Source organism: Balneatrix alpica DSM 16621, assembly GCF_000619885.1.
GTDB classification, from domain to species: Bacteria; Pseudomonadota; Gammaproteobacteria; order Pseudomonadales; family Balneatricaceae; genus Balneatrix; species Balneatrix alpica.
This window is the reverse complement of sequence record NZ_JHUZ01000015.1, coordinates 21,244-40,587: the sequence shown is the minus strand read 5'-3', so window position 1 is coordinate 40,587 and position 19,344 is coordinate 21,244. Positions and strand designations below refer to the sequence as shown.

General features: G+C 52.2%; 20 protein-coding genes. 19 read left to right on the top strand and 1 reads right to left on the bottom strand.

Annotated features, from left to right (window positions below):
• Nucleotides 1-5 precede the first annotated feature (5 nt).
• The 19 genes from Q334_RS0107730 to Q334_RS0107640 all read left to right on the top strand — a co-directional run bounded on the left by Q334_RS0107730 (nt 6) and on the right by Q334_RS0107640 (nt 18,565).
• Nucleotides 6-770, top strand: a complete 765-nt coding sequence (locus Q334_RS0107730; RefSeq protein ID WP_027312702.1) for a heme ABC transporter permease — start codon at nt 6-8, stop codon at nt 768-770.
• Entirely contained in the window at nt 770-961 is a 192-nt protein-coding gene (gene ccmD, locus Q334_RS0107725; RefSeq protein ID WP_027312701.1) for a heme exporter protein CcmD, read from the top strand. The genes Q334_RS0107730 and ccmD overlap by 1 nt, the downstream gene beginning before the upstream one ends.
• The gene (gene ccmE / locus Q334_RS0107720; protein WP_027312700.1) at nt 958-1,407 is read left to right on the top strand and encodes a cytochrome c maturation protein CcmE; all 450 of its coding nucleotides are present in this window, start codon (nt 958-960) and stop codon (nt 1,405-1,407) included. Before ccmD ends, ccmE begins: the two co-directional genes overlap by 4 nt.
• Before the next feature lies 1 nt (nt 1,408).
• Nucleotides 1,409-3,370, top strand: coding sequence for a heme lyase CcmF/NrfE family subunit (locus tag Q334_RS0107715; RefSeq protein WP_027312699.1), 1,962 nt, complete (start codon nt 1,409-1,411; stop codon nt 3,368-3,370).
• On the top strand, nt 3,363-3,893 hold the full coding sequence (locus Q334_RS0107710; protein WP_027312698.1) for a DsbE family thiol:disulfide interchange protein: 531 nt from the start codon (nt 3,363-3,365) through the stop codon (nt 3,891-3,893). Before Q334_RS0107715 ends, Q334_RS0107710 begins: the two co-directional genes overlap by 8 nt.
• Nucleotides 3,893-4,348, top strand: coding sequence for a cytochrome c-type biogenesis protein (locus Q334_RS0107705; RefSeq protein WP_027312697.1), 456 nt, complete (start codon nt 3,893-3,895; stop codon nt 4,346-4,348). The genes Q334_RS0107710 and Q334_RS0107705 overlap by 1 nt, the downstream gene beginning before the upstream one ends.
• Nucleotides 4,349-4,350: 2 nt before the next feature.
• Nucleotides 4,351-5,568, top strand: coding sequence for a c-type cytochrome biogenesis protein CcmI (gene ccmI, locus Q334_RS0107700; protein WP_027312696.1), 1,218 nt, complete (start codon nt 4,351-4,353; stop codon nt 5,566-5,568).
• A gap of 147 nt (nt 5,569-5,715) precedes the next feature.
• Nucleotides 5,716-7,101 carry a cell division protein ZipA gene (gene zipA / locus Q334_RS19935; RefSeq protein ID WP_162157424.1) on the top strand — a complete coding sequence of 462 codons (1,386 nt, stop codon included), beginning with the start codon at nt 5,716-5,718 and terminating at the stop codon, nt 7,099-7,101.
• A gap of 77 nt (nt 7,102-7,178) precedes the next feature.
• Nucleotides 7,179-9,194, top strand: a complete 2,016-nt coding sequence (gene ligA, locus Q334_RS0107690; RefSeq protein ID WP_027312695.1) for an NAD-dependent DNA ligase LigA — start codon at nt 7,179-7,181, stop codon at nt 9,192-9,194.
• A 204-nt stretch (nt 9,195-9,398) separates the two neighbouring features.
• Nucleotides 9,399-11,045 carry a glucose-6-phosphate isomerase gene (pgi, locus tag Q334_RS0107685; protein WP_051527615.1) on the top strand — a complete coding sequence of 549 codons (1,647 nt, stop codon included), beginning with the start codon at nt 9,399-9,401 and terminating at the stop codon, nt 11,043-11,045.
• Nucleotides 11,042-12,337: a UDP-glucose dehydrogenase family protein gene (locus Q334_RS0107680; RefSeq protein WP_027312693.1), complete on the top strand. Its 1,296-nt coding sequence runs from the start codon at nt 11,042-11,044 to the stop codon at nt 12,335-12,337. The genes pgi and Q334_RS0107680 overlap by 4 nt, the downstream gene beginning before the upstream one ends.
• A gap of 62 nt (nt 12,338-12,399) precedes the next feature.
• Nucleotides 12,400-13,254, top strand: a complete 855-nt coding sequence (purU, locus tag Q334_RS0107675; RefSeq protein WP_027312692.1) for a formyltetrahydrofolate deformylase — start codon at nt 12,400-12,402, stop codon at nt 13,252-13,254.
• Nucleotides 13,255-13,372: 118 nt separating this feature from the next.
• Nucleotides 13,373-13,780: a CBS domain-containing protein gene (locus tag Q334_RS0107670; RefSeq protein WP_027312691.1), complete on the top strand. Its 408-nt coding sequence runs from the start codon at nt 13,373-13,375 to the stop codon at nt 13,778-13,780.
• A gap of 30 nt (nt 13,781-13,810) precedes the next feature.
• Entirely contained in the window at nt 13,811-14,719 is a 909-nt protein-coding gene (locus Q334_RS0107665) for a DnaT-like ssDNA-binding domain-containing protein (RefSeq protein WP_027312690.1), read from the top strand.
• A complete protein-coding gene (locus Q334_RS0107660; protein WP_245593668.1) occupies nt 14,670-15,458 on the top strand; it encodes a replication protein P in 789 nt (262 codons plus the stop codon). Before Q334_RS0107665 ends, Q334_RS0107660 begins: the two co-directional genes overlap by 50 nt.
• Nucleotides 15,459-15,490: 32 nt before the next feature.
• Nucleotides 15,491-15,970 (top strand): YbjN domain-containing protein, encoded by a 480-nt coding sequence (locus Q334_RS0107655; RefSeq protein ID WP_051527614.1) that lies wholly within the window; start codon nt 15,491-15,493, stop codon nt 15,968-15,970.
• Nucleotides 15,971-16,123: 153 nt separating this feature from the next.
• The gene (gene argJ, locus Q334_RS0107650; RefSeq protein WP_027312687.1) at nt 16,124-17,341 is read left to right on the top strand and encodes a bifunctional glutamate N-acetyltransferase/amino-acid acetyltransferase ArgJ; all 1,218 of its coding nucleotides are present in this window, start codon (nt 16,124-16,126) and stop codon (nt 17,339-17,341) included.
• 82 nt (nt 17,342-17,423) lie between these two features.
• Complete coding sequence (locus Q334_RS0107645) at nt 17,424-18,359, top strand: Nudix family hydrolase (protein ID WP_027312686.1); 936 nt, start codon at nt 17,424-17,426, stop codon at nt 18,357-18,359.
• Nucleotides 18,353-18,565 carry a YheU family protein gene (locus Q334_RS0107640; protein ID WP_027312685.1) on the top strand — a complete coding sequence of 71 codons (213 nt, stop codon included), beginning with the start codon at nt 18,353-18,355 and terminating at the stop codon, nt 18,563-18,565. The genes Q334_RS0107645 and Q334_RS0107640 overlap by 7 nt, the downstream gene beginning before the upstream one ends.
• A gap of 21 nt (nt 18,566-18,586) precedes the next feature.
• Here Q334_RS0107640 and Q334_RS0107635 read toward each other — a convergent pair whose 3' ends face one another.
• Nucleotides 18,587-19,255 carry a CBS domain-containing protein gene (locus Q334_RS0107635; protein ID WP_027312684.1) on the bottom strand — a complete coding sequence of 223 codons (669 nt, stop codon included), beginning with the start codon at nt 19,253-19,255 and terminating at the stop codon, nt 18,587-18,589.
• Nucleotides 19,256-19,344: the final 89 nt, after the last annotated feature.

Sequence of the window (19,344 nt, the reverse complement as noted above, 5' to 3'; positions counted from 1 at the left end):
ATGGCATGGCAAAAGCACAACTGATGCCGAAGTGGTTTTATCAGCTAGGCTCACCTAAGTGGTTTTATGATTTTAGTGGTCGCTGGTTGCCCTGGCTCGCAGGGCTGTCCCTGGCATTTTTGCTGGTCGGAACAGTGTGGGGGTTAGCGTTTGCACCGGCAGATTATCAGCAGGGCAATAGTTTTCGCATTATCTATATTCATGTGCCCGCTGCTTTCTTAGCCCAGTCAGTGTATGTGCTGATGGCTGTTGCGGGGGCTATTGGTTTGATTTGGAAAATGAAGATGGCTGAGATGGTGGCAAAGTGTTGTGCGCCCATCGGCGCTAGCTTCGCATTTTTAGCACTTTTGACCGGTGCTGTCTGGGGTAAGCCAACTTGGGGAGCTTGGTGGGTGTGGGATGCTCGCTTAACTGCCATGCTGATTCTGTTGTTTTTGTATCTGGGAATTATGGCGCTTCACTCTGCTATTAGTGATCGTCAGCTGGCCGCCCAGGCTACTGCTATTTTGAGCTTGGTAGGGGTGGTGAACATTCCCATCATTAAATACTCGGTGGAGTGGTGGAATACACTTCATCAGCCCGCCACCTTCACGCTTACTGAAAAGCCCGCGATGCCAGTTGAAATGTGGTTGCCACTGCTGGTGATGGTGATTGGCTTCTACTTATTTTTTACCTTTGTGCTCTTTATTCGTACACGTAATGAAATTTTACAACGTGAGCGAGCGAGTGGCTGGGTGCAGACTCTCTTATTGAAGCAGGAGCCATCCTGATGTACTTCTCTGATTTTGCAGCCTTTTTACATATGGATGGGCATGGCCTCTATGTGTGGATTAGCTATCTGGTAGCGTTCTTGGTTTTACTCTTGAATGTTTGGCTGCCTTTGCGGGCCGGTAAACACTACCAACAGCAGCAACGTAAGCGTTTAGAGCGGTTTGGCAGTGATGTGGAGGGGCCTCTATGAATGTGAAACGTCAACGCCGGTTAGTAGCCGTACTCTTGTTGGTGTTGGGGGTAGCCATTGCGGTAGGTCTGACTCTCTATGCATTGAGCCAGAATATTAATTTGTTCTATTCCCCTGCGCAGATTGTGGCTGGAGAAGCTCCAGCTGGAGTACGTATTCGAGCTGGGGGGATGGTGGTAGATGGCAGTGTGCAGCGCGATCCCCAGTCGCTACTGGTGCGCTTCGAGCTGACCGATTACGACAAGATTATAGCGGTTGAGTTTAGTGGCATCTTGCCGGACTTGTTCCGTGAAGGGCAGGGCATAGTGGCGCTGGGCAGTATGAATGAGCAGGGGGTTTTCATCGCGGATGAGGTGTTAGCCAAGCATGATGAAAACTATATGCCACCCGAGGTGGCTGAAGCCTTAAAAGCCAGTGAGGCTGCTGCGGCAAACAAGGGTAATTGAAATGATTCCTGAGTTGGGTTTATTGGCTTTAATTCTGGCGCTGTGCCTGTCGGTATTGTTGGCGCTGGTACCGTTATGGGGAACCTGGTCCGGTAATGCTTTCTGGATGCGCTTTGCCGTTCCGCTGGTGAATGGTCAGTTTGTCTTCATCGCATTGTCATTTGCGTGCTTAGTGTGGGCTTTTGTAACTGATGACTTCAGTGTGGCTTATGTCGCCTCCAACTCTAACTCGCAGCTACCCTGGTACTATAAATTCAGTGCAGTCTGGGGCGGCCATGAAGGCTCCATGTTGCTATGGGTGCTGATTTTATCTGGTTGGACTTTTGCGGTGGCTTGGCGTAGTCAGCATCTGCCCTTGGATATTCAGGCCAGAGTGCTGGCGATCATGGGATTGATCTCGGTTGGTTTCCTGTTGTTCATGCTGCTGACCTCCAGTCCGTTTGCGCGGCTATTGCCCAATGTTCCTGCCGATGGGCGTGACCTCAATCCGTTATTGCAGGACATTGGCCTAATCATGCATCCGCCGATGCTGTATATGGGCTATGTTGGCTTTTCGGTTGCCTTTGCTTTTGCTATCGCGGCTTTGCTAAGTGGGCGGGTGGATGCAGCCTGGGTGCGCTGGACTCGTCCTTGGACTAATGCCGCTTGGACCTTTTTAACCATAGGGATAGCGCTAGGATCCTGGTGGGCCTATTACGAACTGGGCTGGGGAGGCTGGTGGTTCTGGGACCCGGTTGAGAATGCCTCTTTTATGCCTTGGTTAGTGGGGACAGCGTTGCTGCATAGCCTCGCGGTCACTGAGAAGCGTGGAGAATTTAAAAGCTGGACAGTGTTATTGGCGATTCTGGCGTTTTCTCTGAGCTTGTTAGGCACTTTCCTGGTGCGTTCTGGTGTGCTTACTTCTGTGCATGCCTTCGCCTCGGATCCTAGCCGCGGTTACTTCATTTTGATGCTGTTAGCCATTACGGTGGGGGGCTCTTTCCTGCTTTACGCTTGGCGTGGCGCCTCGCTGTCCAGTCAGGCGTCCTTTGAGCTGTTCTCACGAGAGACCATGCTGCTGCTTAACAACCTGCTGTTGCTGGTGATGACTGTGGTGGTCTTGCTGGGCACGCTCTATCCCTTGGTGAGTGATGCTTTGGAGCTGGGTAAGCTGTCAGTGGGGCCCCCGTACTTTAATCTGTTGTTTGTGCCCTTGACTGCCATCTTGTCTGTGTTATTGGGGGCTGGAATAGCGGTACGTTGGAAGCGTCACCTAGGGAGTCAGTGGCGACGCCAACTACTATGGCCTTTGCTGATCACTTTATTGGGTGGGACCCTGTGTCTGCTGCTTGAACAAGAGGTATGGCTGTCTGCCCTGGGAACCTTAATGGCTTTGTGGATAGTGGCCAACACCTTGCTGGAAATGGGTAAGCGCATCGCGGTTACGCGTTGGCGTCAGTCTGGTGGATTTTGGGGAATGCATCTGGCCCACCTGGGCTTGGCCGTGACCATTATGGGGGTGACCTGGGTGTCATTGCATGCGCAGGAGCAAGATATGCGTATGCAGGCCGGCGATAAGGTCGCGGTGCTGGGATTTGATATCAAGTTTATCGGTACCCACCATTTTGAGGGGCCTAACTTCATATCTGATCGTGGGCATTTCCAGATCTACCGAGATGGCAAGCGTATTGCTGAGCTCTATCCGGAAAAGCGCAAATACTTGGTGCAAAACACCGTGATGACTGAAGCAGCGATACGCCCGAGCCTGTTTGAGGATATCTATATCGCCTTGGGTGAGCCATTAGAAGATGGAGCCTGGGCTGTTAGGGTGCATATCAAGCCCTTGGTGCGTTGGATTTGGCTGGGTGGGTTATTAATGGGGATTGGCGGTCTGATTGCGGCGATGGACCGGCGTTATGCTTTGGCACGCCAACGACAGCGTCGTGATGCAGCTGAGACAGTGGAGGCAGGTCAGCATGCGTAAATTTCTGGTTGCTATTCCCTTGGTCATTGCTTTTGCGCTGGGTTATCTGTTTTGGGATTCTCTACCGCGAAATCCCCAAGAGTTGCCTTCAGTACTCTTGGGGAAGGCATTTCCCAGTTTTTCACTGCCTGCATTGAACCCTGATCAAGGAGTCTTAACTGAAAGCAATGTGAAAGGCCCTGTATTGGTTAACGTGTGGGCTACTTGGTGCCCGTCTTGTCATGTAGAGCATCCTTATTTAGTGGAGTTAGCCAAGTTGGGTATCCCTATTATTGGCCTGAACTATAAAGACGAGACGGCTAAAGCCAGAGAGTGGCTAGTCGAGAAGGGGGATCCTTATATTTTTAATATTGTTGATGAAAGTGGCCGCCTGGGGCTAGACCTGGGGGTGACGGGAGCACCTGAAACATACTTGGTCGATGCGCAAGGTGTGATTCAGTATCGTCATGTAGGGGTGGTGGATAATCAGGTATGGCAACAAAAACTTGCGCCACTTTATCAGCAGCTGGAGAACAACCCCTGATGTGGCGTGTCCTGTTACTCGGCTTACTGTTACTTAGCCCGGCAGTCTGGAGTGCGATCGAAGTGCACTCTTTTAATGACCCGGCTTTGCAACAACGATACCAAACCCTGACGTGGGAGCTGCGCTGCCCTAAATGCCAAAACCAGAATATTGCCGACTCTGATGCAGGTATCGCTAAAGATCTGCGTGATCAAGTCGTGCGTTTACTAAATGAAGGTGCCACGGATCAGGAAATCAAAGAGTTTATGGTGGCTCGGTATGGCGACTTTGTCCTGTATCGTCCCAAGGTAGACTCCCGCACCTGGTTATTATGGTTTGGTCCTTTTTTAGTGTTGGGACTGGGCGGGATGGTTGTTTGGATTTTTGCCCGACGTCACCGTCGTCAGCAGGTAAATAAGCTATCTGCGCAGGAGCGTGAGCGTCTGCAGCAGTTATTAGATTCCCAGAAGGAATAATTATGTTGACCTTGTGGATTGCCATCGCCCTCATGGTGCTGTTGGGGGCGGGGTTTATTCTAATGCCGTTATTTCAATATGGACGTCATCAGCAGAATTTACGCCAACAGACTAACATCCTGCTGTACCGGCAAAAGTTGGAGGATCTTCAACTGGAGTGGCGGCGTGGGCAGTTAAGTGAGCAAGATTATCAGGCACTCAAGCTAGAGACTGAGCAGGCGCTATTGGCGGACATGCCGCAGCAGGAAACTGGTGTAGCAGAACGGCGTCGGCCCCTGCATTTGATTGTGGTGTTTGTGCTGGTGTCGCTGACTGCTCTGGTGAGTCTGGGGCTTTACCATAAATTAGGCGCTGCGCCTGCTTTAGCACAACGACAGTGGTTACAGGAGCAGGCCGGCTTACCGTCGGCACAGTTGGCAGAAAACTTACAGCAGCGTTTGGCCCAAGGGCAGGGCGGCTTAGAAGACTGGTTTATGTTGGCTGGCGTACAAATGGAGTTAGGGCGCTTCGAACAAGCTGCAACCAGCTATCAAAACCTGTTGCAACAACTACCAGCAGATGCACCTGTTCGTAAGCAGGTATTAGGCCAGCGTGCTCAAGCACTTTTCTTTGCATCCGGTAATCGTATTACTCAAGACGTTAAAGCGGCTATTGATCAGACCCTGGCAGAAGATGCTAATAATGCCTTAGTAATGAGTTTATTAGGAATCGCAGCCTTTGATCAGGGGCTTTTTCAGGAGGCAATTGCTTTTTGGCAGAGAGCGTTAGAGGGTACGCAAAGCAGCTCGACTCGTGAGGCTTTGCAGGTAGGAATTACCCGGGCGCAGCAAGCACTGGGGCAAAGCGTTGAGGCTCCGGCTGTCAATCAAGTGGGGCCAGTGTTGCGCTTAGAGGTTAGCCTGGCTGAAGGCTTGCAGAACCAGTTGCGGGGAAGCGAAACTCTATTTGCACTAATTCGTTTGCCCGGGCAAAACATGCCATTGGCCGCAGCTAAATATTCGTTGGGAAATTGGCCGCTGACATTACAGCTGGATAATAATCAGTCAATGACGGGGGCGGGTATCCCACTTGAGCAAGAGTTAGAAGTAGAGGTGCGAATTTTAAAAGGCCAAGGTGTTGCGTTAGCCCCTGGTGATTTATTTGCAAATAGTCGGGTGATCTTTAAAAAAGATCAGCTTGAGCAAAATAAAGTGCTGGAAATAGACCAGATACAACAATAATTGCACAATTTTTGACTATGCCCTTGCACCTTGTTTATTGCGAGTTATGATTATACCAAACGTCTATATGGGCACATCGCTTGGATGTGCCGCATAGAGTGGCAACAGCTACGACAAAAAGCGGTTATTTAGACGATGGAAATCAGCTTGCGCGAATGGCTCATTGTATTAGGAATGGTCGCCATTGTTTTGATAGCGATCGATGGCTTACGACGTTTTCGTGGTCAGCGTGAGCGTAATCCTTTACGAGTCAAAATCGACAAAAACGTTGCCCACCTCCCCGAGACAAACGAGGAGGAAGTGTATCGTTCTGAGTTGCCTAATGGTGGTGCACGTGTGCGTCAGGCCGACCCTCAGACATTTGCCTCTGCTCTAGAGCGTCTGAAGGGAATCAAAGGCAAACCTAAAGCTAAGCGTGAGCATAAAGAGCCCAGTGTATCTGCTAAGGGCTTGGCTGGCCTTGAAGTGCACGTTGACCCATTGCTGGACCACCCGGCAGAGGTTGCGGCTCCTGTTACCAGAGTGACGCACGCTTCTTCAAGCACGGTTAGCCCAACTGGTAGCGCTGAGGCCTCTGTCCAGCCCTCTGTTGAAGTATCCTCGAATGCCGGTGTTGCTCATAGCCATATTCAATACAAGCACTTCCAGCCATTGGAGGCTAAATCAGCCCCCACTACTCAGCCTGCATCAACAGAGCATCAGCGAGTTGAAATAGAGGCTGACTCAACGTCAAAAATGCAGCTGGATAGTACAGTTGATGCCGTGCAGCCAGTTATGCCTCAGGAACAGGCCCCTCTCAAGCAGGAGCAGCAGCAAAGTGCTGCTGAAGTCGATCCTTGGGATCGCCCCATCACTGAATTGATGGAAGTGGAAGAGCCCTTATTGAGTTCAGAGAAATTGCGTGCTGAGGAGCAACTCGCCGAGGAGAAGGCTCAGCAGGCTGCCCAGTCTGAAGTGGTGGTGGAAGAAAGTGTGATTCCCACTGGTGAGGGCGCACGTGTGGTTCCCATGCGTAATGATCCTCTGGCAGAGCTCAAGCGCCAGGCGCGAATTAGAGTGATGGATGCAGGGGTATATAGCACGCCTGCGGATGAGTATATCGTCATTAGTGTGAGCGCCAATGATCCCCGTGGTTTCAATGGTGAACAGCTGTTACAGGTGGTCTTTGCCTGTGGTATGCGCTTTGGTGAGCGTAGTGTCTTCCATCGCCATGAGCTGGGTGTGAGTAAGGGGCCGGTGCAATTCAGTATGGCCAACATGACAGAGCCTGGTTCTTTTGATCTGGATCGAATCGAGCAGCTACAAACTCCGGGGGTGACTTTCTTTATGTCGCTGCCTGGAGCAAATGATCTGATGAATGCCTTTGAATGCATGGTAGCTACAGCGCAATGTGTAGCGAAAAACCTCAGTGGTGAGTTAAAGGATGAGAATCACAGTGTGATGCGTCCCCAGACCATCGAACATTGTCGCCAACGCATTCGAGAATATGAAAGGCGGCGCCTAGCGACCCAGCATCGTCGCCAACATATGTAAGCACGAGTACTAACGCCATCTAACAGGGCCGGTTAAAATACCGGCCCTGTGCATTTTAATCTCCCGAGGAATTTTAGGTGGATATCCAGAACGAGCTTGAGCAATTACGCCAGCAAATTCGTGATTGTGATCATGCCTATTATGTAGAGGATGACCCCATCCTGGCCGATGCGGATTATGATCGTCTGTTGCAACGTCTGCGCACTCTGGAAGCAGAATACCCTCATTTGGTTACACAAGATTCTCCTAGTCAGCGTGTGGCAGGACAGCCGAGCGGAGCCTTTGCGAGTGTCAGTCACCTGACCCCAATGCTTTCCTTAGATAATGTTTTTTCTGCTGAGGAAATGGATGATTTTTTGCGTCGAGCCAAAGAGCGTTTAGCGTTGCCTGCTATCGCGGAGCTAGAGCTGGTCGCAGAACCGAAGTTAGACGGCATAGCGGTGAGTTTGGTGTATGAGCAAGGCGTACTGGTGCGGGCGGCGACACGGGGTGATGGTGAGACAGGAGAGAGTATCACGTCCAATGTACGGACACTGAAGTCGGTTCCACTGCGTTTGCGTGGTGATAATTGGCCTGCTGTGCTGGAGGTTCGTGGTGAAATTGTCATGCCTAAGGCCAGCTTTGAGTCCATGAACGCATTAGCGATGGCTAAGGGGGAGAAGGTATTTGTTAACCCTCGTAATGCTGCAGCTGGCAGCTTGCGGCAGCTTGATCCGAGTGTGACAGCCAAGCGAGCATTAGTTTGTTATTGCTATTCCCTAGGGTATGCGCAGCCAGAAGTATCGGTGACCACGCAGGCTCAGGCACTTAGCCTGCTTAAATCCTGGGGTTTCAAAATCAATGAGTTGATTGAGGTGGTGAGTGGGGCCGAGGGTGTAGCGGCTTACTATCAGAAGATGCTCAGTCAGCGTGAACACTTGGGTTACGAGATTGATGGCCTGGTGTTCAAAGTGAATCGGCGGGATTGGCAACAAGCGCTAGGGTTTATTTCTCGTGCTCCCCGTTGGGCCACGGCCTATAAATTTCCAGCCCAAGAGGCCACGACAACGGTGTTGCAAGTTGAGTTTCAGGTTGGGCGTACCGGTGCCCTGACACCAGTGGCCCGTTTACAACCAGTCTTTGTCGGTGGGGTGACGGTTGCCAATGCCACCTTGCACAATATTGATGAAATTGCCCGTCTGGATCTGCATGAGGGGGATAGGGTCATTATCCGCCGCGCAGGGGATGTTATTCCGCAAATCGTTAAGGTGGTGAGCGCTGAGCGCCCCGCCCAGGCCAAACCTGTGCAGCTACCCAGTCACTGTCCTGTCTGTGCTGCAGAGGTGGAGCGCGAGCCGGAGCAGGCGGCGATTCGTTGCTCGGCGGGAATTAGCTGCCCTGCACAGCGTAAGGAGGCTGTTCGTCATTTTGCTAGTCGCAAGGCAATGGATATCGAAGGCCTGGGTGAAAAGCTGATTGAACAGCTGGTCGACCTGGAATGGGTAAAGTCCCCGGCTGATCTGTATGCTCTACAAAAAGCACAGCTGATGGCACTGGAGCGGATGGGAGCGAAGTCTGCACAAAACTTACTATTGGCAATTGAGGCCAGTAAAGACACTACCCTTGCCCGTTTCATTTATGCACTGGGAATCCGTGAGGTGGGTGAAACCACGGCTCGTACGCTCGTGCAAGCATTGGGTAGTCTTGAAGCCTTGATGCAGGCCAGTGAAGAAGAGCTGATGCAGATTAAGGATATTGGGCCTGTAGTAGCCAAACACTTAGCCGTTTTCTTTCGTCAGGAGGATAACCTCAGTGTGATTCGCCGTTTGCAGGAGGCGGGTGTGCGTTGGGCCGATGTTGCAGTGAGCCAAGAAGCCCAGCCTCTCACGGGGCAAACCGTTGTTTTAACTGGTACCTTTACCAGTATGACAAGGGACGAAGCCAAGCAACGCTTGGAAAGCTTAGGGGCGAAAGTGGCCGGTAGTGTATCGGCAAAAACTTCTTGGGTCGTCGCGGGCCCAGGCGCCGGCTCGAAGTTGGCTAAAGCCGAGGCTTTAGGGGTCGAAGTGCGGGACGAGCAGGCCTTGCTTGAGCTACTAGCACAATGGCAATAAGCCCGATGCCGGGCGGTAGGTAGCAGCCTAATGAGAGAGTTATGTTGCTAATAGAATTGCAATGACAAGCCTCCAAGAGGCAATAACACCTGACCTAAGGGTCGGAACAATGAAGAACTGCTAAGCAGTCATAGGGCGCGAGCGGGGTTACTAAGCTTCGCTTGACGCCAACCCCTCATGGCACTTTTTACAGGATGTCTTTCTATGGGATTACTCAGTAGTGGTCCTCTGGCGACTCAACTGCAACAGCAGGCGAGTCTGGTGAAGCAACAACATCTGGCGGAGCTGTTTGAGCAGGATCCCCAGCGTTTTAATACTATGCATTTGCGCTTGCCGGCGTTGTTGTTGGATTTCTCTAAACAACGCATGACCGTTGAGGCCTGGCAAGGTCTGTACCGTCTGTGTGATGAGTCGGCGTTGGCTCCCTGGATCGCTAAGCTTTTTCAAGGGGAGGCGGTTAACACCAGTGAAAAGCGCCCCGCTCTACATATGGCATTACGGAGCTTTGACCAGCCTTTTGTGGTAAATGGTCAGGACTTGCAGCCATTGGTTGAAGCGCAGCTGGCCAAAATGGAAACCTTGGTAGAGCGTATTCACCAGCGCCAGTGGCGCGGTTTTAGCGGGCGTGCCATTACTGATGTGGTGAACCTGGGGGTGGGAGGCTCTGACTTAGGGCCGATGATGGCTTGCCATGCATTAGAGGAGTTTCGCGTTAGCCAAGCCAAGAGTCTGCGGATCCATTTTGCTTCTTCTATGGATGGCTCTCAGCTGGCCGAGTTATTGCAGCGTCTGCATCCTGAGACCACGCTTTTTATTCTGGCTTCGAAGTCCTTTACCACCATCGACACCCTGTCCAATGCTGATACAGCGCTGCGTTGGCTAGGCCAAGCGTGCCAGGACGAGGCTTTGCTCAAGCGTCAGCATTTTATTGGTTGCTCGGCGGCGCCGGCCAAGATGAGTCAGTGGGGCATTAGCAAAGACCATCAGCTGGAGTTCTGGGACTGGGTCGGGGGGCGCTATTCACTATGGTCTGTGATTGGCATGTCGATCGCGCTGGTAGTGGGGATGTCAGGCTTTCGTCAATTTTTGAAGGGGGCTCAGTGGCTTGATCAACACTTTGCCCGTGCGCCCTGGGCCGAAAATGCACCTGTCCGCATGGCCTTGGTGGATGTATGGAATACCAACTTTTTAGCAAGTCAGACTCATGCGATCTTACCCTATGATGGCCGTCTGAAGTATTTGCCCGCTTATTTAAGCCAGCTAGAAATGGAAAGTAATGGTAAGCGCGCCGACCGTCAGGGCCAGGAGGTTGATTACCCAACCTGCCCGATCTTATGGGGAGAGGTGGGCACTAATGCCCAGCATGCGTTCTTCCAACTGCTTCATCAGGGTACCCACCAGGTTAACTGTGACTTTGTTATGCCGGTGCAGCGTTATCAGCATAGTCATTGGAGTGAGCAGACCCGAGAGCGCTTGCAGTATCAGCAGCGTTTGAATTTAGCCAATTGCTTGGCACAGTCGCGAGTATTGATGTTGGGTAATCAAGCCCTGGGTAACCAGCAGCAGGTGGATGCAGATCGTCACTATCCAGGTAACCAACCCTCTACTACCTTGCTGATTGAGGCGCTAACTCCCTATACCCTGGGACAACTGATCGCGCTTTATGAGCACAAGGTATACACCAGCGCTGTACTCTGGAATATCAATCCCTTTGATCAGTGGGGAGTGGAGTTGGGCAAGCAGATTGCTAAAGAAACCCTGGCGGCGATTGAAGGGCAGGGTAGCGGCTTTGATCCCTCCACCGAAGGTCTGTTGGCTGCAGTGCGTGCCTATCAGGAGACACAAGCATGAAAATCAGCGTCTATGGTTTGACCCTGAATGGTGTGGTGGCTGCGGTGAGCCTGGCTTATGTCGGCAATGACGTTCATCTGGTTCCCTTACCGGGGGAGCATGCTGATGAAAACTGGCGCCGTACCCTAGAGGATGAACCTGGTTTATTACCGGCACTGAATAAAGAGCAGCTGGCTGGACGGTTACAGGTGGGGGCGGCAGCTCATGCGCTGCTGCCTGGGCAGGATGTTCACTGGCTGGCGCCTGAGCCGGATGCGCATCAGTGGTTACCCGACTGGCTCTGTGCCCATGAGTTAGCGGATGCTCCCTTATTGATCGTAAATCAAACCACTGCTCCGGTTGGTACCTGTGAACACTTACAGCAGGTATTGAGCCTTGATTGGCAACGCCGTGGCTATCAGCAGGAGTTGGCGGTGGTGGCGATGCCAGACTTTATTCGCCAGGGCGCGGCGCTAGCCAACTTTCAGCGTCCGGATTGCATCCTATTAGGGGTGGATGCGCAATGGCCGCAGGTGCTGATGCGCGATATTCTGCGGCCTTTTAATCGCAATCGTGACACCTTGATGGTGATGAGTAGTCGTGAAGCTGAGTTCACCAAATATGTGGTGAACGGCATGCTTGCCACCAAGCTGAGCTTTATGAATGAAATGGCGAACCTGGCCGAGACCCTGGGGGTTGATATTGAGCGGGTGCGCCAAGGGGTAGGGGCGGATCGTCGTATCGGGCCTGACTATATTTATCCTGGCTGTGGTTTTGGTGGGGCGAGCTTTTCCGCTGACATTATTACCCTGGCAGAGCAGGTCTCCCGTAGTGGCTCCCACAGTAACCTGTTAGGTTCGGTACTGAATATCAATGAGCAGCAAAAAGAGGTGCTGTTCCGTAAGTTGTGGCAGCACTTTAATGGCGAGTTGCAGGGGCGTCGGGTGGCAATCTGGGGAGCTGCCTTTAAACCCAATACGGCTAGCATCCGTAATGCACCTATTCATGTTCTGCTAAAAGCCTTGTGGGCCCAGGGGTGTCAGGTTGCAGTGCATGATCCCATGGCGCTGGAATCACTACGGGCGCACTATGGTGATCGGCCGGACTTGTGCTATAGCAGCGATCCCTATCAGGTGACGGAAGGTGCGGATGCGCTGATGTTGGTGACGGAGTGGAAGGACTACTGGAGCCCCGATTATCAACGTTTGCTGCAACAGATGAGCACCCCCTTGATTCTGGATGGACGAAATATTTATGAGCCTCAGCTGATGCAGGCACGGGGCTTTATTTACCGTGGTATCGGGCGTGGCTAGAGCCCTTGTGCTTTTGCTATGATGCTCGGCCCTTTGATTGTCATTTAACTGAAGAAGGTATTATGGAACGTCGGTATCGCTTGGTTGTGTCTTGCCCTGATCGGGTCGGGATTGTCGCTATGGTGAGTAATTTTATCTCCAGTCATGGCGGCTCAATAGCTGAAGCGAATCAACATTCAGATGCCGGTGCGGGCTGGTTTTTCATGCGTTATGAAATTCAGGCAAGCACCATGCCCTTTAGTTTAGAGCAGCTACGTGAAGCCTTTCGCCCCATTGCTCAGTCCTTCAATATGGAGTGGAGCCTGACGGACTCAAACAAGCCCAAGCGTGTGGTGCTGATGGCCAGCCGTGAGGCTCATTGCTTAAGTGACCTGCTTTATCGCTACCATAGTAATGAGTTGGATTGTGAGATTCCCTGCGTGATCTCCAACCATGATGATCTACGTTCAATGGTGGAGTGGCATGGTATTCCTTACCATCATGTGCCGGTTAACCCTGAGTCCAAGGCGGAATCCTTTATCAAGGTGCAGGAGTTGATTGAGCAGAGCGAAGCGGATGCCATTGTATTGGCGCGCTATATGCAGATTATCCCGCCAGTGCTGTGTGAGCGTTATCCCAATCGCATCATCAATATTCACCATAGTTTTTTGCCTTCCTTTGTAGGAGCGAAGCCTTACCACCAGGCTATGGAGCGTGGGGTGAAGTTGATCGGAGCTACCTGCCATTATGTTACCCAAGAGCTGGATGCCGGCCCCATTATTGAGCAGGATGTGATCCGCGTTAGCCACCGTGATCGGGTAGAGGACATGGTGCGCTTGGGACGTGATGTGGAAAAGACAGTGCTTGCCCGTGGTTTACGTTGGCACCTGGAAGATCGTGTGTTGGTGCACGGCAATAAAACCGTGGTGTTTAACTAAGAGATTGGCCAGTAAGGGTGTGACTTTGCATTGAGCGGCTATAGTTAGTAATGAGGGGGAGTGGATTCATCCTGTGTCGGTGAATCCCTTATTACCCTGATGAACAGGAGGCCAGGCTATGTTGAAGTCAGTCAAAGTAAGCGATTACATGACATCCGATCCGGTTACTTTTACCGAAGATACGGACTTGTTTGAGGCTATTAATATTCTGCTGACCCACAGGATATCGGGAGCACCGGTAGTAAATAAAGCCGGTGACCTGATTGGCCTGTTGTCAGAGGTGGATTGCTTGCGTGGCATCCTCAATGACACCTATCACGAAACTGAGTTAGGGGGGCGTGTAGGAGACTTCATGGCACGCAACATCCAGAGTGTGGCTGCTGATGCTGATATTCTGGAAATCTGCAAAATTTTCATTAACCAAGGTCGGCGCCGTTTGCCTGTAGTGCGAGGGACTCGTTTGGTAGGGCAGATTAGTCGTCGCGATGTGCTGCGCGCCATTCGTGATTTTGCCAATATGGGTTAACGGTGCACAAACCAAAAGCTGGTGATGTAAGTGAACAATTCGCTGCAAGCAGATGCCTTGCTGATTTCATTATCACTGGCTGAGCGCCTCGGATTATCCGAGGCTGTGCTCTATGCGCTCTACCAAAGCTGCTTGGGGCGTTATGCCAGTGAGCCTGTGATTAGTTTAACCCCCGCCCAGTGGCGTGGTTTGGCTCCTTTTTGGGATGAAGAGCAATTAGCCATTGCTACCCAGGGACTGGTCAGTGCAGGGCTGATCGAAGCGAAAGTGCAGCATGGCCATATTGAGGTGGTGCTGCTGGAAAAGGTCAACTCCGAAGGCCTAGAGGCTAATGACGCCGTGAGTGAGCCTGTCGCTCAAGTGCCTGCCACGATGGTGCAGACAGCACCACCGATGTCAGCTAGTTCGGCAGGTGCAAGACCGTTACAGGCATTAGCGGCCAGTCTAAAGCAACCTCAGGATAGTTCTACAACCATACCCACAGAAGTGCCAGCGCCGAATTTTGGCGGCAGTGTGGGGTGGCCTCGGCGAGCGCAGGAGCAACCCCGTGATGAGCTGGAGGCGCTCTTTAGCCGACGCGAGCAACAGCACCAACAGATGTTTAGCCTGGAGCTAAACTGGCGTCCATCAGAAAATGCGGTGCGTATGTTGGAGCAACATCACCGCATACCCCAGACTTTTGCTGAGCAGTGTTTGGATGAGTTTATCGCCTATTGGTCGGATCCGGCTAAGCGTAAAAGTGCCGGTGCCTGGGATCAGTCCTTTATGAAGTGGGTCAAGCGTGACTGGGTGCAGCATCAGGCCCAGCAAAATGCTGGCCGTCAGCAATCAGTTAATCAGGAGGAAGTGGGAAGTCATGCAGAAGGTCGACAACGTGCTCGAGAGTCTCGTGAGCAGGTCAGACGTTTCCTCTACGACGTCCACAACCTCGACTGGTGAGCAGGGTATTGCTCCTGCGCAAGCCGAGTCACGCCAAGCCGCATTAGACCCCGAGCTGAAGCGCTTAGTGAACCTGGTGTTTGCCCGTTTTGCGGCAATCTATGGTCACAAATTTGAAAGCATGTTCTCTGGGCAGCAGTCTGTTGCACTCGCTAAGCGAGAGTGGGCGCTCAGTTTACGGGGGATCGCTGAGGCTGAGTTGGTGGCGGCGATTGATCGCTGCAAAGAGCGTTTAAACTGGATGCCGACTATTGCTGAGTTTCTGGCCATCGTGCAGGAGCTACGTGGCCAGGTATTGCCAGAGGTGCAACAAGCTTATTTGGAAGCGTGTGAATACGCAGATCATCCACGAGAGCATCAGTGGAGTCATCCGTTGGTTTACCATGCTGGCCGGGCGAGTGATTGGTATCGCTTACGTCGGGAAGATGCCCGAGCAATGTTTAAAATCTTTAGTCAGCACTATCAACACTTGAGTGAGCGTTGGCACCAAGGGGAGCGTTTTCAGGTTCCGGCCCCATTACAGCTACCGGATAAGACGCCGGATCACCGCTTTGCCTTTATTGAAAATTGGGGAAAGCAGCAGGGATTGGCTCCGGAGCAAGCCCATACTTTGCTGTTTTATTTGAGTAAGCAGCCAGGCTCGCCTATCTATCAGCAGCTTTATCGTCGTGCTGAGCAGTTATTACAGCAGTGGCAGCGCACCGATATCATTCTTCCTACTAAGGTGCCGGCGGTTTAACTGGCAGGCAGTGGGATCCATTGAGAAGCCTTATGTCCGTATCAACAAAACTCACCCATGACCTCGACACAGCCAGTGTAGCGATCTGGTTAGATCAGCTTGGCTGGGAGCATTACCTCTGTGGCGAGTGTCAAGGTTTACATCTTACCCGTTTACAGGCGCTAGATGGGGTGCAGGAAGCGCGTCTATTTATTGAGTCCAATGCCCTGTTATTGAGCTGTGAGTTAGATATTCGTCCTAGTGCGATCTTGATTGTGCAGGCCGAGCTTGCCCGTTTTAACATGAGTTCGATGCACCTCAAGGTGTTTATGGATCTTGAGGATAATAGTCTGCCTCGTTTGGTACTGTCCTCCGCGTTGCTAACGAATGCTGGAATAAGCCGCAATCACCTACGGGACTTTCTTCAGGTCAGCATGCAGGCGGTGGCTGAAGTTTCGTCCGAATGTGTGCGTTTAGGCTATTTGTTGCAGGATGAAGCGAGTGAGCAAGAGCAAGTCGCAGCTTGGCATTAAGGATTAATTTCGGCCCGATAGTAACAAGGACGCAGCGGCACTATTGCAGGACAGACAAAGTTATAGGCCTGGGGCGCTGCATTTATACAAACCTTTTGTTATTGTGGCGCCAAACTTTTTATCATGCTTTAACTACAGCATTGGAGCATTGTGATGGCAGTCGGTCCTGATACATTTCCGGTTATGCACCAGGTTGCGGGAGTCCGCATTGGAGTCGCTCAAGCAGGTATCAAGCGCCCGGGCCGACGAGATCTGGTGGTGTTTGAACTACAGCCTGGTGCACAGGTAGCAGGGGTTTTCACCCAGAATGCATTCTGTGCGGCACCGGTGCAATTATGTAAAGCGCGCCTTGGTGCTGGGGAAGCCATCAGCCATCTGTTGATCAATACTGGCAATGCCAATGCTGGAACAGGCCCGCAGGGAATGGAAGATGCCAAGCGCTGCTGCCAGCATTTGGCAATGTTGGCAGGTAGTCAGGCGAAACAGATATTACCCTTTTCAACCGGTGTGATTGGTGAGCCTTTGCCAGTGGCGAAGATTGAGGCGGCATTACCTCAGGCCCTGGCTAATCTGGCTGAAAATAACTGGGAAGAGGCGGCTTGGGGCATCATGACAACTGATACCCGTCCCAAGGGAGCCAGCGTGCAGCTGCAGTTACAGGGCAAGACGGTCACCATTACAGGTATTTCCAAAGGCGCCGGGATGATCAAGCCAAATATGGCGACCATGCTTGGTTTTATTGCCACCGATGCCGGCTTGAGTGCGCAGCAGGTGCAGACCCTGGTTAGTGAAGGGGCCAATCAAAGCTTTAATCGCATCACCATTGATGGTGATACCTCCACCAATGACTCTTGCATATTGGTCGCGAGTGGTGCCAGTGGTGTGCACTTGAGTGAAGGCAGCGCAGACTTCCAGCAGTTTCAGCAAGCCTTGTTTAGGTTGATGCAAGACTTGGCCCATGCCATCGTCAAGGACGGTGAAGGTGCCACCAAGTTTGTCACCATTAAAGTTGAAGGGGCGATGGATTCCGAAGAGGCGCTTAAGGTGGCCTACGCGATTGCTCATTCACCCTTGGTAAAAACCGCTATTTCTGCCAGTGATCCTAACTGGGGGCGCATTCTGGCGGCGGTAGGTTATGCTGGGGTGACCAATCTGGATGTAAATATTCTGCGCATCTGTCTGGATGAGGTGTGTATTGTGGAACATGGTGGGCGAGCGGCCAGCTATACCGAAGAACAAGGACAGGCCGTAATGAGCCAGGAGGCGTTCTGTATTCATGTAGATTTAGCACGCGGTTACTGCACAGAGACGGTCTGGACAACAGATTTAACCCAGGAGTACGTCGCTATTAATGCGGACTACCGTAGCTAGAACGCTTGAGTTAGCATCTGCACAATGCCCCTTGACAGGGGCATTGTTATTTTTACGTTGGATAATGTGTTGAGGGTAACAGATGACAAAAGTGATCCATGTCGTCGCCGCGGCCATTGCTAACTCCCAGGGACTGATTTTGGTGGCGAAACGCCCAGATCATGTTCATCAAGGTGGGCGTTGGGAGTTTCCGGGAGGCAAAGTGGAGGCCGGGGAGGCGAGTGAAGCCGCCTTAGTGCGCGAGCTGCAGGAAGAGTTGGGGGTAGAAGCACAAGCCTGGCAGCCACTGATCGATCTACATCATCAATATCCGGATAAGCATGTGCGCTTGCAGGTCTTTAAAGTAACCGCATATGGCGGAGAGCCTTATGGCAAAGAGGGGCAACCACTGCGTTGGTTGCATCCCGACCAGATGCAGGCGGAAGACTTTCCCGCCGCGAATGTGCCCATAATTCAGGCGTTGAAACTCCCCTCGTTGTTGGCAATCTCGCCATTAAGTGAAGATGAACAGCAGCTTGAACGCTGGTGTCTGGCGCAGCTGGCGGCGGGGCGTAAGCTGTTGCAACTCCGTCAGCCGCAGTGGCCAGTGGCACAGCGTTTGGCGTTGGGGCGGCGTTTGGCCCCCTTCTGTGCTGAAGTGGGGGTTACCTTGATGATGAATGTTCCCGTGCAGGCTTATCAACATCAGCCAGGATTGGGATTGCATCTGACGGAGGCGGAGTTGCGCGCTTGTCGGCAGCGTCCTCAACCAACTGAGGTTTGGTGCAGTGCCAGTTGCCATAGTCCGGATGCCTTGGCGCTAGCGCAGAAGTGGGTTGATTTTGCGTTGCTGGGGCCTGTATTAGCCACCGCTAGTCACCCAGAACAACCTGGCTTAGGTTGGCCACAATGGCAGTCCTGGGTTGAGTCTGCGGCGCTGCCGGTCTATGCCTTGGGAGGGCTGCTTGAGCAGGACTTACCCCAAGCCAGGGAGGCGGGGGCTCAGGGTATCGCCGCCATTAGGGGATTACAATGCTGATTCCCTGGCATAGCCTGGAAGCCTCTACCCTGACCGCCATTCTGGAAGATTTCGCCAGCCGTGATGGTACGGACTATGGTGAGGTTGAACTCAGTTTAGCTAGCAAGGTTAGCCAGCTGCGTTTAGCGCTGCAGCAGGGTAAGCTGGTGCTGTTTTGGAGTGAGCATAAACAAGAAATTAGTTTGCTAGAGCCGGATAAGCTCTAGCTTGGTTAAAGGGTAAGTGGCTTAAGCCCAGCGCTCATTGTGCGAGAGATTAAGCAAGGCTTGGAGGAGCATGGGGAGGGTCACTAACCCCTGTAGTTGCCCTTGTTGGTCTAGTACTAACATCGCCGAGAGATGCTCTTGTAGAAACAGACTGGCGACATCCCGTACTAGGCTATGGGGATAGCAGCTGTAAAAGCGCTTTTGGCAAAGATTGCCAGCATTGGGGGCCTGGGTTTCAAACACTTGCCCATAGTGCCCCAGCATCCACTGACCGAGCTCATTATTAGAGAGCAGACCGACTGGACGCTCCTCCTCATCAATCACGACAAAAAACCAGTGATTAGCTTGCATTGCCTCACGGATACGCTCAACAGATGCCTGTTCGGGCAGGACAGGAGCGGGGCGTAGCATCACGTCCTTTACCCAGAGTTCTTGAGACTGGCGCGGTTGTTCAACAACCTGCTGGTATGCCTTCAGTGGATAGCCGGCAGAGAGGGCTCGCCGCTGTTGTTGGCGTGCTAAGGCTTCGGTAAAAGTCGAAGTCTGCTTAACCGGCTCCTGCTGGTGCCGCTCATCTTGGCTGATTGTTTGACCTGCACCGGCCTGCACATTTTGCACCTTAGGTTCGGGCAAAATGCTGCGCAACGGGGTGACGCGTCTTTGGCCTTGCTCGTGGATGTAGAACACCATAGGCACCTCCAGAGTCCATAACTTAGCTAACGGCCAGCTTAAATAAATCTGAAGGAAAGACGCCAATGTTGGCGTCTTTGGTTGATTTT